The 16,759-nt window shown below is 56.0% G+C and carries 16 protein-coding genes; 6 read left to right on the top strand and 10 right to left on the bottom strand.

The genetic code is table 11. The features are described 5' to 3' along the window. Positions 1 to 67: 67 nt before the first annotated feature. Positions 68 to 592, top strand: coding sequence for an alpha/beta hydrolase (locus ACK4IR_RS05290; protein ID WP_409873131.1), 525 nt, complete (start codon positions 68 to 70; stop codon positions 590 to 592). A gap of 63 nt (positions 593 to 655) precedes the next feature. On the opposite strand, the gene mreD is transcribed toward ACK4IR_RS05290, so the two are convergent. From mreD to ACK4IR_RS05315, 5 genes are all read right to left on the bottom strand, one after another. Further along, a complete protein-coding gene (mreD, locus tag ACK4IR_RS05295) occupies positions 656 to 1,183 on the bottom strand; it encodes a rod shape-determining protein MreD (protein WP_409873133.1) in 528 nt (175 codons plus the stop codon). Then, a complete protein-coding gene (gene mreC / locus ACK4IR_RS05300) occupies positions 1,149 to 1,913 on the bottom strand; it encodes a rod shape-determining protein MreC (RefSeq protein WP_409873135.1) in 765 nt (254 codons plus the stop codon). Before mreC ends, mreD begins: the two co-directional genes overlap by 35 nt. Before the next feature lie 12 nt (positions 1,914 to 1,925). Beyond that, positions 1,926 to 2,966 carry a rod shape-determining protein gene (locus ACK4IR_RS05305; RefSeq protein ID WP_409873137.1) on the bottom strand — a complete coding sequence of 347 codons (1,041 nt, stop codon included), beginning with the start codon at positions 2,964 to 2,966 and terminating at the stop codon, positions 1,926 to 1,928. A 175-nt stretch (positions 2,967 to 3,141) separates the two neighbouring features. Continuing rightward, on the bottom strand, positions 3,142 to 3,501 hold the full coding sequence (locus ACK4IR_RS05310) for a YtxH domain-containing protein (protein WP_409873139.1): 360 nt from the start codon (positions 3,499 to 3,501) through the stop codon (positions 3,142 to 3,144). Then, positions 3,498 to 3,821 (bottom strand): hypothetical protein, encoded by a 324-nt coding sequence (locus ACK4IR_RS05315; protein ID WP_409873141.1) that lies wholly within the window; start codon positions 3,819 to 3,821, stop codon positions 3,498 to 3,500. The genes ACK4IR_RS05310 and ACK4IR_RS05315 overlap by 4 nt, the downstream gene beginning before the upstream one ends. A gap of 95 nt (positions 3,822 to 3,916) precedes the next feature. Here ACK4IR_RS05315 and ACK4IR_RS05320 point away from each other — a divergent pair, with 95 nt between their 5' ends. From ACK4IR_RS05320 to ACK4IR_RS05335, 4 genes are read left to right on the top strand one after another with little or no spacing between them, the layout of a single operon-like run. Next, entirely contained in the window at positions 3,917 to 6,031 is a 2,115-nt protein-coding gene (locus tag ACK4IR_RS05320) for a transglycosylase SLT domain-containing protein (protein ID WP_409873143.1), read from the top strand. A gap of 36 nt (positions 6,032 to 6,067) precedes the next feature. Next, on the top strand, positions 6,068 to 6,790 hold the full coding sequence (locus ACK4IR_RS05325) for a D-alanyl-D-alanine carboxypeptidase family protein (protein WP_409873145.1): 723 nt from the start codon (positions 6,068 to 6,070) through the stop codon (positions 6,788 to 6,790). Further along, positions 6,787 to 7,491, top strand: coding sequence for a 3-oxoacyl-ACP reductase FabG (gene fabG / locus ACK4IR_RS05330; RefSeq protein ID WP_409873146.1), 705 nt, complete (start codon positions 6,787 to 6,789; stop codon positions 7,489 to 7,491). Before ACK4IR_RS05325 ends, fabG begins: the two co-directional genes overlap by 4 nt. 11 nt (positions 7,492 to 7,502) lie before the next feature. Further along, positions 7,503 to 7,664: a hypothetical protein gene (locus ACK4IR_RS05335; protein WP_409873148.1), complete on the top strand. Its 162-nt coding sequence runs from the start codon at positions 7,503 to 7,505 to the stop codon at positions 7,662 to 7,664. On the opposite strand, the gene ACK4IR_RS05340 is transcribed toward ACK4IR_RS05335, so the two are convergent. Genes ACK4IR_RS05340 through ACK4IR_RS05355 form a run of 4 tightly spaced genes read right to left on the bottom strand, consistent with a single transcriptional unit; the run spans position 7,661 to position 12,824 of the window. After that, positions 7,661 to 8,839, bottom strand: coding sequence for an LL-diaminopimelate aminotransferase (locus ACK4IR_RS05340; RefSeq protein ID WP_409873150.1), 1,179 nt, complete (start codon positions 8,837 to 8,839; stop codon positions 7,661 to 7,663). The genes ACK4IR_RS05335 and ACK4IR_RS05340 overlap by 4 nt on opposite strands. Then, complete coding sequence (ftsY, locus tag ACK4IR_RS05345; RefSeq protein WP_409873151.1) at positions 8,836 to 10,206, bottom strand: signal recognition particle-docking protein FtsY; 1,371 nt, start codon at positions 10,204 to 10,206, stop codon at positions 8,836 to 8,838. Before ftsY ends, ACK4IR_RS05340 begins: the two co-directional genes overlap by 4 nt. 22 nt (positions 10,207 to 10,228) lie before the next feature. Beyond that, positions 10,229 to 11,089 (bottom strand): 3'(2'),5'-bisphosphate nucleotidase CysQ, encoded by an 861-nt coding sequence (locus tag ACK4IR_RS05350; RefSeq protein ID WP_409873153.1) that lies wholly within the window; start codon positions 11,087 to 11,089, stop codon positions 10,229 to 10,231. A 4-nt stretch (positions 11,090 to 11,093) separates the two neighbouring features. Then, a complete protein-coding gene (locus tag ACK4IR_RS05355) occupies positions 11,094 to 12,824 on the bottom strand; it encodes an ABC transporter ATP-binding protein (RefSeq protein ID WP_409873155.1) in 1,731 nt (576 codons plus the stop codon). 57 nt (positions 12,825 to 12,881) lie between these two features. On the opposite strand from ACK4IR_RS05355, the gene ACK4IR_RS05360 reads away from it, so the two are divergent. Then, positions 12,882 to 14,144 carry a sensor histidine kinase gene (locus tag ACK4IR_RS05360; protein ID WP_409873157.1) on the top strand — a complete coding sequence of 421 codons (1,263 nt, stop codon included), beginning with the start codon at positions 12,882 to 12,884 and terminating at the stop codon, positions 14,142 to 14,144. Between the two features lie 4 nt (positions 14,145 to 14,148). Here ACK4IR_RS05360 and ACK4IR_RS05365 read toward each other — a convergent pair whose 3' ends face one another. Next, positions 14,149 to 16,464, bottom strand: coding sequence for a diguanylate cyclase domain-containing protein (locus ACK4IR_RS05365; RefSeq protein ID WP_409873159.1), 2,316 nt, complete (start codon positions 16,462 to 16,464; stop codon positions 14,149 to 14,151). Between the last annotated feature and the right edge of the window lie 295 nt (positions 16,465 to 16,759).

Below are 16,759 nucleotides of genomic sequence, written 5' to 3' on the forward strand. Positions count from 1 at the left end.
TTCACTGCTATACTGCTAGCGGTGCAATCCAGCGTTTGTACTGAAGTGATTTTGGAGTCGATCCCTTATGCTGAAGCGTCTTTCGCCTTGGTTACTGGCACTGGCACTCCCTGTAGGTGCCCTCTTTACGACCCCTGCCAAAGCAGCTAACTTTATCTCCCTCACCTATGGTCCGTTTCAGCGCTCTTTCCCCGTGTCGGAGCTAGAGGAATTTGTGTCCACCCAGGAAGCCACGGGAGAATTGCGCGCATTGATGCGGCTGGTTCCCAAAGACGACCAAGCCAAGCTCCTAGAATTCTTGGGTATGCGGCTGCCCTTTAACGTCGTGCAAACCGATAAAATTCTAGCCAGTCCGATTGGCAAAGATTTACTCAAACAATTTTCTCAGGTCACAATTCGCCGCGATAAAGCTGGTGAAGTGGCTCTCCGTGGTGCCATGCTTACTGCCGCTGCTTCCTCAGAAGGGTTGAGCATGATGTCGTTCTTGAAAAACTATCCTGCTGAAACCATTAACCTTGATTTGCGCAAGCTTAACCAAATGCTTAAGAAACAAGACGGCATTATGAGTATGCTAGGGAAATTGCGCCCATAGCGATATGAGCTAGACGAACGATTCCAGTGCAGGGGTGAGGTAGCCCCTGCATTTTTTCCCAATCTACTCCTGCTCCTGCAACCACGTCCACCAGCGATTCAGAGGGGCATAGAGCAAAGGCGCCCAAAGACTACTCACAATTGCCGAGCTAAGCGCCACCTGCCGATGGTGTTCCCAGATGTCCTCTAGGGGAAAACCACTGCCAAGGCTCATTTGGATTGCGATGACCGTTTGCTGCAGGATGGCCATTGCAAAGGTGATTAGGGCAACAGAAATAAAGTCCTCAGAAACAAAGCGTTGCTTTTGCATCAAGGCGGTCAATGCCCCCACAAAGGCTAAACTGACTGCGTGGCTAGGGTGAGCACTGACTAAACCATCTTGAATCCAACCAAGGGCAATACCCGCCAGTACCCCCTGACCCCACGATCGCTTGACGCTCCACACCACCACCCAAATTAAAAACCAGTCGGGCACCAATAGATGCAAGTTGGGCAAGTGAATAAAGCTCAGCAGGGCACAGAGTCCCACAGAGCCAATGATAATCAGGCAGTTGAGGCTAGTTCGGTATAAGCGTGTCTGTTGGTTCAGCATAGGGAATGACGGTTACCCACTCAAGGCGATCAATCGGTGCGCCGAGAATGACTGTGGCATGGGGACGGGTTGGGTCGCTGAGTTCCACCGATTGTACTTCCCCAATGGGAATGCCGGCTGGATAGAGACTGCTGAGGGCTGAGGTATAGAGAACATCCTTGGGCTGCACTTTCGGGTCTTTCTCCAAAAACTCAACAATCACCTGCTGGCTGAGTTGTCCGCGTAGAATCCCCATTTGTCGCGTCCGACCGACCACTACCCCCACCCGACTGGCGGGATCCGTAAGTAACATCACCCGACTAGTATTGGGGGTAATACTGGTAATGCGCCCCACAAGGCCGCCGTTGCCGATGACGACTGAGCCAATCGTGAGACCTTGACGACTACCCTCTCCCAAGAGGAGCGATCGCCACCACTGATCGGTACTGCGACCAATCACCGGCACAATGTGACCCTTGAAATTAGGCAACATCGGTGCATTCAGCATTTGCCGCAACCGCTGGTTTTCTGCTTGGACAGCGGCCAGTTGCTGCTCCAGTTGCCACGTGCGAGCTTGAATCAGAGCCTGCTGATCTTCTACTGCGCCTTGAAAGGGCAAATTGAGAAGGCGATACAGTTCACGAATTGCTGCCCCATTCGTCTCGCGCAAGACCCAAGCACTCGTGAGTACCAAAGCCGCAAGGAAGAGGCCACTTGCATATCGTCCCCACCAGCGCAGCAAAAAAGCCATGGCCGCTGATCCTTAACCAATGACTGCCGGTTGGTTAGAAAAGACACGGGCTAAGTCTTTGAAATTTTCCAGTACGCGACCCGTGCCCATGACCACACACCGTAGCGGGTCGGCTGCCACATGGACGACAATGCCTGTTTCATGGCTAATGAGGGTATCTAGACCCCGCAGCAGGGCACCGCCACCGGCCAGCATGATACCGCGATCTACAATGTCTGCCGCCAATTCTGGAGGTGTCCGCTCAAGGGTGCGTTTAATGGCTTCAATAATGGCTGAGAGGGGTTCGGCCATGCTTTCACGAATTTCTTCTGCTTTGACCACGACCGTGCGCGGCAGGCCGGAGAGTTGGTGTAACCCCCGCACTTCCATGGATTCAGAGTCATAGCTGTCGTTGGGGTAGGCAGAGCCAATGCGAATTTTGATCTCTTCAGCCGTGCGTTCGCCAATAATTAGGTTATGTACTTTCTTCAAATACTGGACGATCGCTTCAGAAATTTCATCCCCAGCAACGCGAACAGATTCACTTAAAACGGTGCCCTGCAAACTAAGAACTGCCACCTCGGTTGTGCCACCGCCAATGTCCACAATCATGTTGCCGGTTGGTTCTTCCACAGGCAGACCTGCACCAAAGGCGGCAGCGACGGGTTCATCAATTAAATACACTTCCCGCGCTCCAGCACCCCGCGCCGCATCCTCAATGGCACGGCGTTCGACACCGGTCACACCACTGGGAATACCAATCACCACACGGGGGGCAAACAAATTCTTACCGCCGTGCACTTGGCGCATAAAGTGCTTCAGCATCAGTTCAGCACGCTCAAAATCAGCAATCACACCATCCCGCAGTGGACGTACGGCGACCACATTGCCCGGTGTCCGCCCCAGCATGCGCTTTGCCTCAGCACCAACGGCAAGGGGTTGTTTGGTGTTTTGGTCAATGGCAACAACAGACGGTTCCTCTAAAACCACACCCCGTCCCGACACATAAACGAGTGTGTTGGCCGTGCCCAAGTCAATGCCGATGTCTCGTGATAGCCGACTAAATACTCCCACGATGGTGTACCCCTTCCTTGAATTCTGTTGATCGTAACAGTGCTGTTACCAAAAAATGTGATGGCAAGATTGTATTACGTTTTGTTTGGAAAATCTTGGTGAGTTATCCATCTGTCGAGATTGTTTGCTAAAGGAGATGAGTCCTTGAATTTCTTGGCTTGTTGCCCAAAGTAGGCTATTGATTCACAGCATCCTCTTCATCGGGGTCACTCAAGGCCATGCCATTGGCTTCACGCCGCAAGGTTTGCCGCTGTTGCTGGGTGACTTCGATACCGACGGCGATCGCTTCTTTGAGGCGCTCTAACGTCGCCTGCCAGCGTTCTTGGGTGGTTTCTGAAAGGCGATCGCGATGTTGCTCAAAACTGGCAGTAATGTCTTCGAGCAGTTCGGGTAGGGCATCAGCGGACTTGCGCAGTAGTTGTCGGGTTTCTTTGCCAGAGCGGGGCGCAATCAACAGCCCCACGACTGTACCGATCGCACTTCCTAGGAGCAAACCACCCCAAAAGGCACCACCGCTACCCTGTTGCCGACTCATCGCTTTCTCCTTCGGAAACAGACACCGTACCGCCCTATCCAGCTTATCAAGGTTAAAAACAGACGAACATTGCGCTGTTGCCGACGCCATTTGGGCAATTGCGATCGCAAGCCTGCGACGCCTCGCTGGCCAAGGATGATCACCTCAGGGGCACCGCCTAAGACCCCATGGGTACTGCGCTCCGCATCCAGTAGAGCACGGGACACCCCCCGCAAAATCTGTCGCAGCTTGACCAACTGCCACGCCAACCATAATGCAATTAGCGCAATCAGGCAATTGCAGCCAATCACAATCCAGACCATTCGTGGCGTAGGGGGCATTGACGTTCGGAGTTACTGGTTCATCTTTTCATAGATTGCCACAGCGGAGGGCGATGTGCGGCTGAGTAGACTAAGAGTTGATGATACTCAACAGTGTGGTGAAATTGCTTCCAAAACGAAAATGTCGGCGAGGAATACGGCCTTGGCTGGTGTCGCTGTTGCTGGCTACACTGATTATGGGCGGTGGGTTAGCTAGTTGGTACCATTGGCGATCGCCCCCTTTGACTCCGCTTTACACACTCACGGTGGAGGCGCCCCCCCAACGTCGGCAAACCCTGGAGCAATGGGCACAGTCTGCAGACCCCCTCAGGCGCGATCGCGCCCGCTATCTTTTGGCCGTAGAAAGCCTGAGGCAAAAGAACCCCCAAGCCACACTTCGCCGGCTCCAAGGCCTTGAGCAAACCTACCGCCCCATGGCCGCCCCGATTCTCTTGCTGCGGGCGGAGGCCTATCGCCAACAAGGAGACAACCGCAAGGCCAAGGAAACGTGGGAACAGGTGCTGCGGGATTATGGCCATGAACCTGAGGCGGCAGTGGCGCTTCTGAGCTTGAACCAACCCCAACGGGCGATCGCCCGCTTTCCGCAGCATCCTGCCGTTGTTCAGTACGTGGCCGAACAGTTAGCCAAGAATCCCGATCAGGTGCCCTACCTGAAGCTGGTGGCGCGCTACGGCCTTTTTCTCAAAGACTACGGCACCTACCTTGAAATTTTGCGTCAGCGCTACGCCGATCAACTCACCCCGGCCGATTGGGAAGCGATCGCCTTTGGCTACTGGGAAAAGATGCAGTATGCCCCTGCCGCCGCCGCCTATGCCAAGGCTCCCCCTAGCCCCTTGCATCTCTATCGGGTGGGTCGAGGACGACAACTGGCCGGCGATATCGGCGGTGCCATCAGCGCCTATCAAGCTCTTGTGAAACGCTTTCCCAACAGCTCAGAAGCTGCCCTTGCCCAACTGCGCCTTGCCCATTTGGCGAAAACCCCGGCGGAGCGTTTGCCTCTGCTGGCCAAGTGTCTTCAGCTGGCAACTCAAAATAAAGCGCCGGCGATCGCTGCCGATGCCCTCCTTGCCCAGTACCAAACCTACAGGGAACTGGGGAATGCCCAGGGAGCACAGCAGAGCCAACAGCAACTTTTCAAGGGCTACCCCCACAGCACGGCGGCAGCGGAACTGCGCTGGCAACTGGCCCAAGGGGCGGCTCAAAAACGGCAGTGGGCGGCGGCACAACGGTGGGTGAGTGACCTGCTCCAATTGAACCCCGACAGTGAGCTGGCACCCCAAGCCGCCTTTTGGCAGGGAAAATGGCAAGGGGAGGCAGGACAATTCCAAGCCCAAGGCCGAACTTGGCAGTTACTGATAGAGCGCTACCCTCACACCTACTATGCTTGGCGGGCGGCCGGTCTGCTCAAAAAGCCGGTGGGCACCTTTACAACCCTGCGGCAACAGCGACCCACGGTGACCGGCGATCGCCCCCCGCTTCTTCCTCTGGCAACGGGCAGCCCAACCCTGCGGGAATTGTACCTACTGGGGCAATCTCAGGAGGCTTGGCAACGCTGGCAGTGGGAATTTCAGAATCGGGTGACACCCACAGCGGCAGAGCAACTGACCGATGGCCTCATTCGCCTAGGGGTAGGGGAATACCTCGATGGCCTCTTTATGCTGCAAAACCTGTTTACGCGGGCTGCCCGTGAACCGGAGGTGGCAACCTTCCTTGCTCCCCTTCGCCGCGATGTCCGCTTTTGGTATGCCCTTTACCCCCTGCCCTACTGGGAACTGGTGCGAAAGTGGTCCTTGGCGCGCAACTTGAATCCCCTCTTGGTGATGGCCTTGATTCGCCAAGAATCCCGCTTTGAAAAGGACATTCGCTCGGCGGTGGGGGCCACGGGCTTGATGCAGCTGCTGCCGGAGACGGCCGCTTGGATTGCCGAGAAGTTGAACCTAAAGAGCTATTCCCTGGTGGATCCGGAGGACAATATCCGCTTGGGGACGTGGTACGTTGACTATACCCACAATCAGTACCATCAGAACACCCTCTTGGCCTTGGCTAGTTACAATGCCGGGCCTGGAAACGTCAACCGCTGGTTAGCGCGGTTTGATATGCGTGATCCCGATCGCTTTGTGGAGTCCATTCCCTTTCCGGAGACCCATGGCTATGTCAAGGGTGTCTTAGAAAACTACTGGAACTACCGGCAACTCTATGCCCGACCCTAAAATCGTTTATTCTCTACAGAAGAACAAGGTTGAATCATGGATCAAGAGATTCCTGTTGCGGAGCGACTCCAACCCATCACAAAAGGCAAAGCAGAACCTCGGCGAGGGAGATGGGCGATCGCCAGCTCACTTGTCCTTGTGGGTTTAGTAGGCGGGGGAGCAGCGTGGTTCCACAGTCGCCCTGCTGAATCTCCCCAAGCTACAGAAACGGCCTCAATGGTCACGCCGACGGAAAACCTGTTGGGACATCTGCCCTACGAGGAAGCCCCCCTCTCACAACTGACACCGGTGAGTGCCGATGGTCAAATCAAGTTACGGCGAGCCGCAGCAGAGCGATTTCGCGCCATGGTTGCCGCCGCACAGCAGGAAGGAGTGGTGTTGATTCCCCTTTCCGGCTTTCGCTCCAAACAGGATCAGGACTACCTCTTTTTCCGGGTCAAGGAGCAACGCGCCCAGGGAACAAGGGAACGGGCTTTGGTGAGTGCGCCCCCCGGCTACAGCGAACACCATACGGGCTATGCGATTGATATTGGGGATGGCCAACGACCCGACACCCATCTTAACGAAACCTTTGAGGATACGCCGGCGTTTCAATGGCTGCAAAAAAATGCCGCCCGCTTTAGTTTTGAATTGTCCTTTCCCCGCCACAATCCCCAAGGCGTCAGCTATGAACCTTGGCACTGGCGCTTTGTGGGCGATCGCCACAGTCTGCAAACCTTCTACAAAGCACGACAACTGACCTCGAGGAATGAGCCATGAGAGGATTTGCCCATCGCGCGGTTTTGGTGACAGGTGGCACCGGAGGACTGGGGCAAGGGGTGGTGCCGGTTCTCTTGAGTCAAGGCTATACCCTGACGATTCCCTACATTGAGGCCGCTGCCCGTGAAGCCCTTGAAAAACAACTGACCGCCGCGGAGTTGGCCAATGTGCGCTTTGTGGCCGCAGATTTGAACAACGAAAGTGAAGTGGCCGCCCTCGTGGAGCGCATGCCGCAGTTGGATGCCGTGGTTCATTTGGTGGGTGGCTTTTGCAGGGGGGCAACGGCGCAATTTCCCCTCGGTGATTGGCAGCAGAGTTTTCGCCTCAATGTGGAGACCACCTTCTTGGTGTGTAAACACGCCCTGAAACGCATGCAGGCACAACAATATGGGCGCATTGTCACCATTGGCTCCCGGGGAGCCGTTGAACCGGCAGCAGAACTGGCGGCCTATTGTGCCGCAAAAGCCGCCGTCGTGGCCTTCACCCGGGCGATCGCCGCTGAAACCAAAGGCCAAAATATCACCGCCAACGTGATTCTGCCCAGCATCATTGACACACCTGCCAATCGAGCGGCGATGGGAGCAGCGCAAGCGACAAATTGGGTGAGTCCTGTGGCCATTGGCGAGCTGATTGCCTATCTCATTTCCGAGGGCGCGGCGGCCATCAGTGGTGCTGTGATTCCCATCTATGGCAATGCCTAGAGGCAGGGGCCATGCTCTTTATCATTTTGCTGATTCTGCTTTGTACGGTTGCCAATGTCTTTACCGAGGTACTGCTTCTCACGCCCCTAGAGGGGTTACGCGCCGTTCATATTCCCGCAATGGTCTTTTGGGGGGGTCTCCTCCTCCTTTTGGCTTGGATCATGGGAGACTAGGGCACCCCCGATTGGCTAAATGCGGCAATTTGGGCAGCCGCCACCTCTAAACAGGGGCGATCGCGCACCAAGGCAAAGCGGACATAGCCCTCTCCTCCTTCACCAAAGCCTGAGCCTGGAGCCGCTGCAATCCCCGTGGCCTGCACAAGGGCTTGACAAAAGCCAAGGGAATCCCGTTGCCAAGGTTCGGGCAGTTGCGCCCACACATACATCGTCGCCGGCGGCAGGGGCACCGGCCAGCCGTGATCGGCAAGGGCTTGAACAAAGGTATCGCGCCGCTGCCGAAAAATTTCCCGGGTTTGCCGGACACAGGTTTGATCCCCCGTGAGGGCAGCAACGGCGCCCCGCAGAATACCGGCGTACTGGTTAAAGTCAATCACTGATTTAATTTGGCGCAGGGCTGCAATGACATCGGCACGGCCAACGGCAAAGCCCACGCGAAAGCCACCCATGTTGTAGGACTTAGAGAGGCTATAGAACTCAATGCCCACTTGGCGATCGCGATCCACGTCAAAGATCGAGGGGGCGCGCTCTGCCTCAAAGACCAGATCGATGTAGGGAAAATCATGCACCAGCAAAATGCCGTGGCGATCGCAAAACTCAACCGCCGTCTTAAAAAAGTCTAAGGGGGCAACCGCCGTGGTGGGATTGTGGGGATAGCTGAGAATCAGCAGTTTGGCCTGCTCTCGCACCGACAGGGGAATGGCCTCCAAATCCGGCAAAAAGTGATTTTCTGCCCGCAGGCGTAACGGATACAGTTGTCCCCCTGCCAAATACACGCCCCCCGCATGGGAGGGATAGCCCGGATCCAGCACCAAGGCATACTCTTGGGGATTCATCACCGCAAGGGGTAAGTGCGCCGTCCCCTCCTGGGAACCGATCAGCGTCAGCACTTCCCGCTCGGGATCCACCCTGACGCCAAAGCGACGCTCAAACCAAGTGGCCGCCGCCTGACGAAAGGCCGCCGTACCGGCAAAGAGTTGATAGCCATAGGTACTGGCATCGCCTACCGCAGCTGCAATGGCCGCCAGAATGTGCTCGGCGACGGGCAAATCGGCAGAGCCAAGGGAAAGATCCACAATCGGCTGCCCGCTGGCCGCCACCGCCGCCTTCGCCCGATCCATGGCATCAAAGACATTGCGCTGAAAGTACCGCAGGCGATCGGCCAGCTTCATGCCGCCACCTCCGTCTCCGTAGAAAGCAGCGCCTCCACAAATTCAAAGCTATTAAAGGGGCGCAGATCCTCAATGCCCTCGCCGGCCCCCACAAAGCGAATCGGGAGTCCCAATTCCTGTACCACCGCCAAGGCCACCCCCCCTTTGGCCGTACTGTCTAACTTGGTGAGGATGACGCCGGTGAGCTGCGCTGCCTCTGCAAAGACCTGGGCTTGACGCAAACCATTTTGACCAAGGGTGGCATCGAGCACCAGTAGCGACTCGATTTCAGCATTGCCTGCCTTTTTATCAATGATGCGGCGGATTTTCTTGAGTTCCTCCATCAGGTTGGCCTTGTTTTGCAGGCGACCGGCGGTATCCACCAGCAGCAATTCTGTACCCCGGGCTTGGGCAGCCCCAATGGCATCAAAAACAACGGCAGCCGGATCCGTATTTTTGCCGGGGTTAGCAATCACCTCGACATGGGCGCGCTGTCCCCAAATTTTCACCTGTTCCGTGGCGGCTGCCCGAAAGGTATCTGCTGCTGCAATCAGACAGCGATAGCCCGACCGCGTGGCAATGTGGGCCAATTTACCAATGGTGGTGGTTTTGCCAACGCCGTTGACCCCGGCAATCAACCAGATATTGAGTATGCCTTTTTTCGGGGCAAAGTCGCGGCGGTAGCCTGCTTGAAAGGGGCGATCAAGGATGTCCCGCAGAATCTCTTTGAGGTAGGCGATCGCCCGCTCGGCCGGCAGGCTCTCTTGGCGAATTTTGGTTTGCAGCGCCCCAATAATCTGATCCGTGGCCTTGACCCCCACATCCGATTGCAACAGCAGCATCTCAATTTCCTCGACCGCCTCCCGACTCAGGGGGCCTTGGCCGACGATCGCCCGCAGTTGATGCACCAGTCCACGCCGGGTTTTCCCCAGCCCTTGACGCAGGCGTTGCAACCACGTAATTTCCTCGATATCCACGTCCTCTGGGCGCCGCCCTTGGGCTGCCAGCACCTCCGCCGACCACAAAAAGCCTGCATCCAAGACAAGGGAGGGGGTTGGTTCTTCAGGCTCCGCAGCGGCCGCAGGTTCACCCACAGGCTGGACAGGGGCAGGTTCAGCAACGGCGCTTGCTTCAGCGGCCTCCGAAACGGCAAGGGAGCTATCTGCCGCTGTCTCTTGACCGGCTTCAGGGGTTTCAACGGTTGCAGCACTCTCCGCTTGCTGGCGCGCTTGAATAGACTGGAGTGCCGTTTTTGCCCAGTTGAGGATGCCGGGGGAAGCGGTGGATTCAGTAGATTCTGCGGCCGGTGCTTCCGTTGGGGTTTCTGCGGGGGGCGATGGCTCCTCACCACTGCCGCCAAACTTGCGTCGAAACCAATTAAAAACCATGCCCTATCCTTTCTGAACTTGCCTATTTTCCAGAATAGCCTTGATTCTCTGCTAAAAAGGCTTGCAGGCGATCGCCCACCAAGCGGCTCACCGCCGGATGACCCACCACCAAGGGCGGCCAGTGCTGCACATCGGCGCGATTGTAGCGGGGCAGCTCCCCGTTGACATAGGTAAAGGCGCCCCCCGCCTCCTGCATGATCAAATCCGGAGCCGCCAAATCCCAGTCCTTGGGGGCACTGCGTCCGCTGAGGCTAATGTATACATCCGCCTCCCCTTGGCAAATACTCACCGTCTTGCAGCCCATGCTGCCCATGGGAATTTGCCGCACTGCCCCCAACGTTCTCAAAAAGGCCTGGAGACGCTCTCCGCTGTGGCTGCGGCTGAGGACTACTCGCAACGGCTGTCCTTCGGTGGGGGGGTGAACCCGCAGTCGCGTTGTACCTTGGCGGGTCTCTCGATAGGCGCCTGCGCCGGCAATGGCCGTGTAGATTACCTCCTGCTCCGGCCAAACAACGGCGGCCAAACAGGGACGCTGGGCATGAACTAGGGCAACGTGAATGGCGTATTCCCCCGTTTGCTGCAAAAAGTCATAGGTGCCATCGAGGGGGTCAATGATCCACTGGTAGGGCTGGGGCAACGGTTGGCCTGGAGTGTAGGTCTCTTCTGTCAAATAGCCAAACTGGCTGGGGGGAAAATGAGCTTGGAGGGCGTGGCGCAAAAAGGTGTCAACGGTTTGATCGGCAAGGGTGACGGGATCACCCCCTTTGTCTTGCACTGTTAAGTCCTTCACCTGACGGTAAAACCGGCGCAGTTGCTGCAGGGCTTGCCACAGGATCGGGCGCAGGGTGGCAAGGGTATTTTGCAGATCAAGGGGGGCGGACATTGTTTTAAGCTGCCTCAACGTGAAGACCACGGGGAATCGCGGCAATGAGGGTGCGGGTATAGTCGTGCTGCGGCTGTTGGTAAACGGCTTCGGCCTCACCCATTTCCACAATTTCGCCATTGTACATAACCATGAGGCGATCGCTCATGAATTTGACCACACTGAGATCGTGGGAAATAAAAAGATACGTCAGTTGAAACTCCCGCTGGAGTTCTTTGAGCAAATTCAGCACCTGCGCCTGCACCGACACATCCAAAGCCGAGACTGCTTCATCACAAACGACAAACTCTGGATTCAAGGCCAAGGCCCGGGCAATGCAAATTCGCTGGCGTTGCCCCCCCGAAAACTCGTGGGGATAGCGGTGCTGGGCTTGGGGATCAATGCCCACCCGTTCCAAGAGATAGGCCACCCGCTTTTGGTGTTGTCGCCTCGATTGATGAGGGCGGTGAATCCGCAGGGGTTCTGCCACCAGCTCGCCGATGGTCATTCGCGGATTTAAGGAACTGTAGGGGTCTTGGAAAATGAGTTGCATCCGTTGCCGCAGGGGGCGCAGTTGGCGAGGCGATAAATGGGTGATGTCGCGATCGCCAAAGATAATTTTTCCCTGCGCCGGTTCTAGGAGACGCAAGAGGGTGCGGCCTAGGGTGGTTTTGCCACAGCCCGATTCCCCCACCAAGCCAAGGGTCTCCCCCTTACGAATCGTAAAGGAGACCTCCCGAACAGCAGTGACAAAGCGCCGCCTCCCCGCCACGGGATACCTTACCCAGAGATGCTCCACCCGCACCAAGGGGGGTTGAGCGGCCAAATGCGCCAAGCGCTCCTGCTGCTGCTGAGGGGAAATCACTTCTAAAGGCGGAGGAGAAGCCCCTAGAAAATCCGCCACCGTGGGCAGAATGGCGAGGCGGCGATCCAAACGGGGACGACAGGCCAATAGCCCCTTGGTGTAGGGGTGTTGGGGATAGCAGAACACTTGCTGCACCGGGCCGGATTCAACAATTTGCCCTTGGTGCATGACAATGACCTGATCCGCCAATTCCCCAACAAGATTGAGATCGTGGGTTACAAAAATCAATGACAAATGATACTGTTGCTGCAACTCCCGCAGAAGCTGTAGGATCGCCGCCTGCACTGTGACATCGAGGGCAGTGGTGGGTTCATCGGCAATCAGGAGTGGCGGCGAAGCGGCCATGGCCATGGCAATCATGACCCGCTGGATTTGCCCCCCGGAAAGTTGGTGGGGATAGCGACGGAGAAACCGCTGTTTTTCCTCAAGGGGGTCTGCGGGGTTGAGCAGATGCACCTGCTCAAGGAGGGCGATCGCCCGCCGTTGCACCTGTGGCCGTGGGAGTCGCCGCTGAGGATCAATGGCCTCCGCCAGTTGAAAACCAATGGAATAGACAGGATTCAGAGAACTCATGGGTTCTTGGAAGACCATACTGATTTGGCGACCGCGAATCTGCTGCATCTGGCGCGGGGTGCAGCGCAGCAAGTCAAGGGCTTCCCCCTCTGGCTCCGGCTGAAACCACGCTTGGCCGTGGCTAATGTGTGCCGGCGGCAACAGTAACTGCAAAAGCGCCAAACAGGTTACCGACTTGCCTGACCCCGACTCTCCGACAATGCCAAGGGTTTGCCCCCGCTCAAGGCTAAAGGAAATCCCATCCACTGCCCGCAGGGTTTGATCCGCTTGGCGAAAGTCAACGGTGAGGGCTTCAACACGCAAAAGGGGGGACGACATCGCAGGGCAACCCAACTCGGAATAATCCTAGAATAGAGGCGATTTTGGCACTCGGCCATGGAGTTGATCGGTTTTGGGGTTGGCCTGCTGTTGGGTCTGATGGTCTGGTTCTGGCAGTGGCAGCAAGTGCGACAGGCTTTGGAAGCGCTCCTTGAGCAGTACACCACCGCTTCCTTCAAATCCTCACCGTGGCAACGGCTGCGAACCCTAATTCACCAACAGCGACAAGAACAAGAACGCTGCCATCGGAAAATACGGCGCTGTCAAACGCTCCTTGAATATGCCCCCATTGCCTATCTGGAGGTGGATGACACGGATTGTGTGGTCTGCTGTAATGCGGCGGCGCGATCGCTCCTAGGGTTGGTGAAGCCTGAAGGCCGCCTTTTGCTGGAACTCCTGCGCTCCTATGAATTGGATTGTCTGATTGCAGAGGTGCGGCAAGAGGAAACAATGCGGGAGCAGGAATGGCCCTATGCCTACCTCACACCGACCGGCCAAACCAAGCGCAAACCCCTGCGGGCACGGGGACTCTTTCTTGGGGAAGGGCATGTGGGTGTGTTCATTGAGGACTGCGAAGAGGTGGTGCGGCTGCGGGATGAGCGCGATCGCTGGGCAGCGGATGTTGCCCATGAATTAAAAACCCCCTTGACCTCGCTGCGCCTTGTGGCGGAAACCCTGCAGCAACGGGTGCCGGAGTCCTTACGCAATTGGGTGGATCGCCTCCTCGAAGAAATTATCCGCCTCAGCCTCTTAGTGCAAGAACTTCTAGAACTCAACCGCCTCAGCCACACGCCTGCCGATAGCCTAGAGCGACATCCCCTTGACCTTGTCCAACTCATTGACACGGCATGGCAATCCCTCACTCCTCTCGCTGCGGCCAAAAACATGCACCATCAGTACACAGGCCCAGAGCAATTTCCCTACTGTGGCAATGAATCGCAACTGTTTCGGCTCCTCGTCAATCTCTACGACAACGCCATTAAATACGGTCCTGTGGGGGGTCAAGTCATGACTCGGTTGTTGAGCGATCGCCAAGGCGGTTATCTTTGCCTTGAAGTCATTGATACCGGCAGTGGCTTTCCCCCCAAAGACTTGCCCCATGTGTTTGAGCGGTTTTATCGGGCGCAAGCACGGCGGCATCGCTTTGTCATTCCCACCGATGGGGAAGGACGGATGCCTCCCGTCGGGAGTGGTAGCGGTTTAGGGTTAGCCATTGCCCGCCAAATTGTGGAATGCCATGGGGGCTATATACAGGCGGCCAATCATCCCGACTATGGCGGCGCATGGTTGCGCATTTATCTGCCGCTGATTTCACCTTAGTTTTCTATAATTCCTTGGCTACCCAGCGATCGCGCCCCAATGACTTTGCTTCATAGAGGCAGTGGTCGGCCAATTGCAGCAGGTCTTCAGGGGCATGGTCGGCGCTGGGCACCGTGGTGGCAATACCAAAGCTGGCCGTGAGCGTTGAGCTGACCGGGCTTTTCACATGGGGAATGGCGGCTTCCACCAGGGCAGCCCGTACGTTCTCGACAACGCAGAGGGCACCCCCTTGACCGGTATGCGGTAGGATCAGGGCAAATTCCTCACCCCCAAAGCGGGCAGCCACATCGCCGGCTCGCTGGAGGCATCGCTCTAATATCTGCGCCACCTGTTTGAGAATTTGATCCCCCTGCAAGTGGCCATAGTGATCGTTATAAGCCTTAAAGCAGTCAATATCCAACAGCACCAAGCTCAGAGCAGATTTTTCCCGCTGACAGCGACGCCATTCTTTGGCCAGCAGCTCATCAAAGTAGCGACGATTGCCGATATCGGTGAGGCCGTCTAAATAGGCCATCTGTTGTAGATTGGCATTGGCTTGTTCTAGGGCTTGGTACATTTCCGCCTGTTGCAGCGCCACCGTCAAGGGTTCCGCAATACGTTGCAGCAGGAACAACTCCTCCCGCTGCCAGAGGCGAGGGCTACGACAATGGTGGGCAATTAACAGTCCCCACAGATCCTGACCCTGGAGCAGCGGCACCACGAGATTGGCCTGAACTTGCAGGCTCATTAGTAGCTCACGATAGCAATCCTGTAACTGTGCTTGATGAACATCGCTAATGCTGACAGTACGTCCTTCGAGAAAGCGCTGGGCAGTTTCCTTGCTAAAACAGGGGTCGTGGATCACTTGACCCAAAATCGAGTACTGGGGCAACGTCGTGGTTTCCACTTCAACAATGCCACTGCCATCCGCTAAAAAGCGGTAGATTAGCACGCGATCGCTCAAAAGCAGTTGTTGAATACTGGTGACTGCCCGCTGCAAAATCTCCTCTAGCCGAATGGATTGGCGAATATCCTGAATGATGGTGCTGACGATAATTTCCCGCTCGAGTGACGTCTTGAGCCGCTCTTGGGTGCGCTGTTGATCCGAGACATCCAAAAGAACGCCGTGGAGCAGTTGGCTGTGGGGGTCAAGCTGGCCGCGATCGCTCAACCAGCGGAAACAGCCATCCCGATGTTGAATGCGATAGGTGGTACTGTAGGCCCGCTGCTGCTGAATCGCCTGCTCGATTTCCCGTTCTGCCAAGGCCAAATCCGGAGGCGGGATAATCTGGCGCAGATCCGGCAAATCTTGGGGAAGGTAGCCCGTGAGTTGATAAATCTGATCGCTGACATAGCTAAATTGCCACAGGCGATCGCGCCGATAGAGCGCCACCGGTAAATGACTGATGAGCGTGTTGTAGCGCTGCTCACTCTCGGTAATGGCCACCGTGATCGCCTGTTGCTGAGACAGTTGCCACCGCAGTTCTGCTGTTGCCTTATTGAGTTCGCGGGTGAGCACCTGAATCACCCCTTGGGCTTCGGTAATGTCAATTGCTGCCAACAGATTACTTTGGGTCACAATGCCCACCATTTGCCCCTGGTTATCTACCACCACGACCCGCCGCACCTGATGCTCTTTGAGAAAATGATTGACCTGCCACAAACTTTGATCGGGCGTCACCGTCAGCACAGGCTGCGACATAATACTACCAACCGTTCCTGTAAGCACACCCCCTTGGCAATGCAGTGCCTCAAAAATATCCTTCTCGGTAATAATGCCGCGCGGCAGCATGCCATGGGATGTTTTTTCTGGAACCACCAAACTGGTGACCTCCCGTTCGGTCATCAGGACAGCGGCCTCCTGTAGCGAAGCCTCCGCCGCAATCGTGGCCACATCGGGCACCATCACCTCCGCCACCCGCTTGATCCGCAACAGATCCACCGGACGCAGCCTTTCCCGAAAGGCTTGGCGAGTCAGCAGTCCCTCAACTCGTCCCGAGGCATTGATCACCGCAAGGGCATCCACACCCAAATGGCGAAAACGTCCCAAAACCGCCAAGGGATCATCGAGATCACTCAGGCGTAGGCAATAGTCCGATGATGGCAGCATGATCTGGGCAGCCGTGATGGCTTGGGGCGAGTAGCCTTTGCCAAGGGCGCGGATTACTTCCCGTTGGGTAATCAGTCCGCGAAACTGTCCTTGCTCCTCAACAACTAAGCCCGATCCTTGGTTGTTTTGTAATCCTTGGAGAATCTCCTTGAAGGAACCCGTTGGAGCAACCGTAACTAAATGAGCCTGTACTAAGGCTTGCAAATTTAAGCCTGCACTCAATTGCTCCATAGCGTCCCTCTCTTGCCAAAATGCATTGCTAAACTTATATCTAAGGCTACAGGCATTATATTTATAAGCATTACGTTTATAATTCTTTACTTGCCGGATAGATAAAAGTAAAATTTGCAAAAATTTTTGCCACTAATTTTGACCTTCTCCCCCACAGATTGATTATTCCAATTCTATCTTGATAGTTCGGTGACCACATCAAGGATGTTTACAGTGCTGAATCAGCCCTTTTCTAAAATATGGGAGACACAAAGGGGATGCGAGTCTCCCCTATAGCAGCTTTCACAGTTTTGAG

The sequence above is a fragment of the Thermosynechococcus sp. genome (genome assembly GCF_046299635.1).
In the GTDB taxonomy this organism is placed as follows: Bacteria; Cyanobacteriota; Cyanobacteriia; order Thermosynechococcales; family Thermosynechococcaceae; genus Thermosynechococcus.

Coding starts and splice junctions, on each gene's coding strand:
- ACK4IR_RS05290 (WP_409873131.1), top strand. CDS start 68: ATGCTGAAGCGTCTTTCGCCTTGGTTACTGGCACTGGCACTCCCTGTA.
- mreD (WP_409873133.1), bottom strand. CDS start 1,183: ATGCTGAACCAACAGACACGCTTATACCGAACTAGCCTCAACTGCCTG.
- mreC (WP_409873135.1), bottom strand. CDS start 1,913: ATGGCTTTTTTGCTGCGCTGGTGGGGACGATATGCAAGTGGCCTCTTC.
- ACK4IR_RS05310 (WP_409873139.1), bottom strand. CDS start 3,501: ATGAGTCGGCAACAGGGTAGCGGTGGTGCCTTTTGGGGTGGTTTGCTC.
- ACK4IR_RS05315 (WP_409873141.1), bottom strand. CDS start 3,821: ATGCCCCCTACGCCACGAATGGTCTGGATTGTGATTGGCTGCAATTGC.
- ACK4IR_RS05325 (WP_409873145.1), top strand. CDS start 6,068: ATGGATCAAGAGATTCCTGTTGCGGAGCGACTCCAACCCATCACAAAA.
- fabG (WP_409873146.1), top strand. CDS start 6,787: ATGAGAGGATTTGCCCATCGCGCGGTTTTGGTGACAGGTGGCACCGGA.
- ACK4IR_RS05335 (WP_409873148.1), top strand. CDS start 7,503: ATGCTCTTTATCATTTTGCTGATTCTGCTTTGTACGGTTGCCAATGTC.
- ACK4IR_RS05340 (WP_409873150.1), bottom strand. CDS start 8,839: ATGAAGCTGGCCGATCGCCTGCGGTACTTTCAGCGCAATGTCTTTGAT.
- ftsY (WP_409873151.1), bottom strand. CDS start 10,206: ATGGTTTTTAATTGGTTTCGACGCAAGTTTGGCGGCAGTGGTGAGGAG.
- ACK4IR_RS05350 (WP_409873153.1), bottom strand. CDS start 11,089: ATGTCCGCCCCCCTTGATCTGCAAAATACCCTTGCCACCCTGCGCCCG.
- ACK4IR_RS05355 (WP_409873155.1), bottom strand. CDS start 12,824: ATGTCGTCCCCCCTTTTGCGTGTTGAAGCCCTCACCGTTGACTTTCGC.
- ACK4IR_RS05360 (WP_409873157.1), top strand. CDS start 12,882: ATGGAGTTGATCGGTTTTGGGGTTGGCCTGCTGTTGGGTCTGATGGTC.
- ACK4IR_RS05365 (WP_409873159.1), bottom strand. CDS start 16,464: ATGGAGCAATTGAGTGCAGGCTTAAATTTGCAAGCCTTAGTACAGGCT.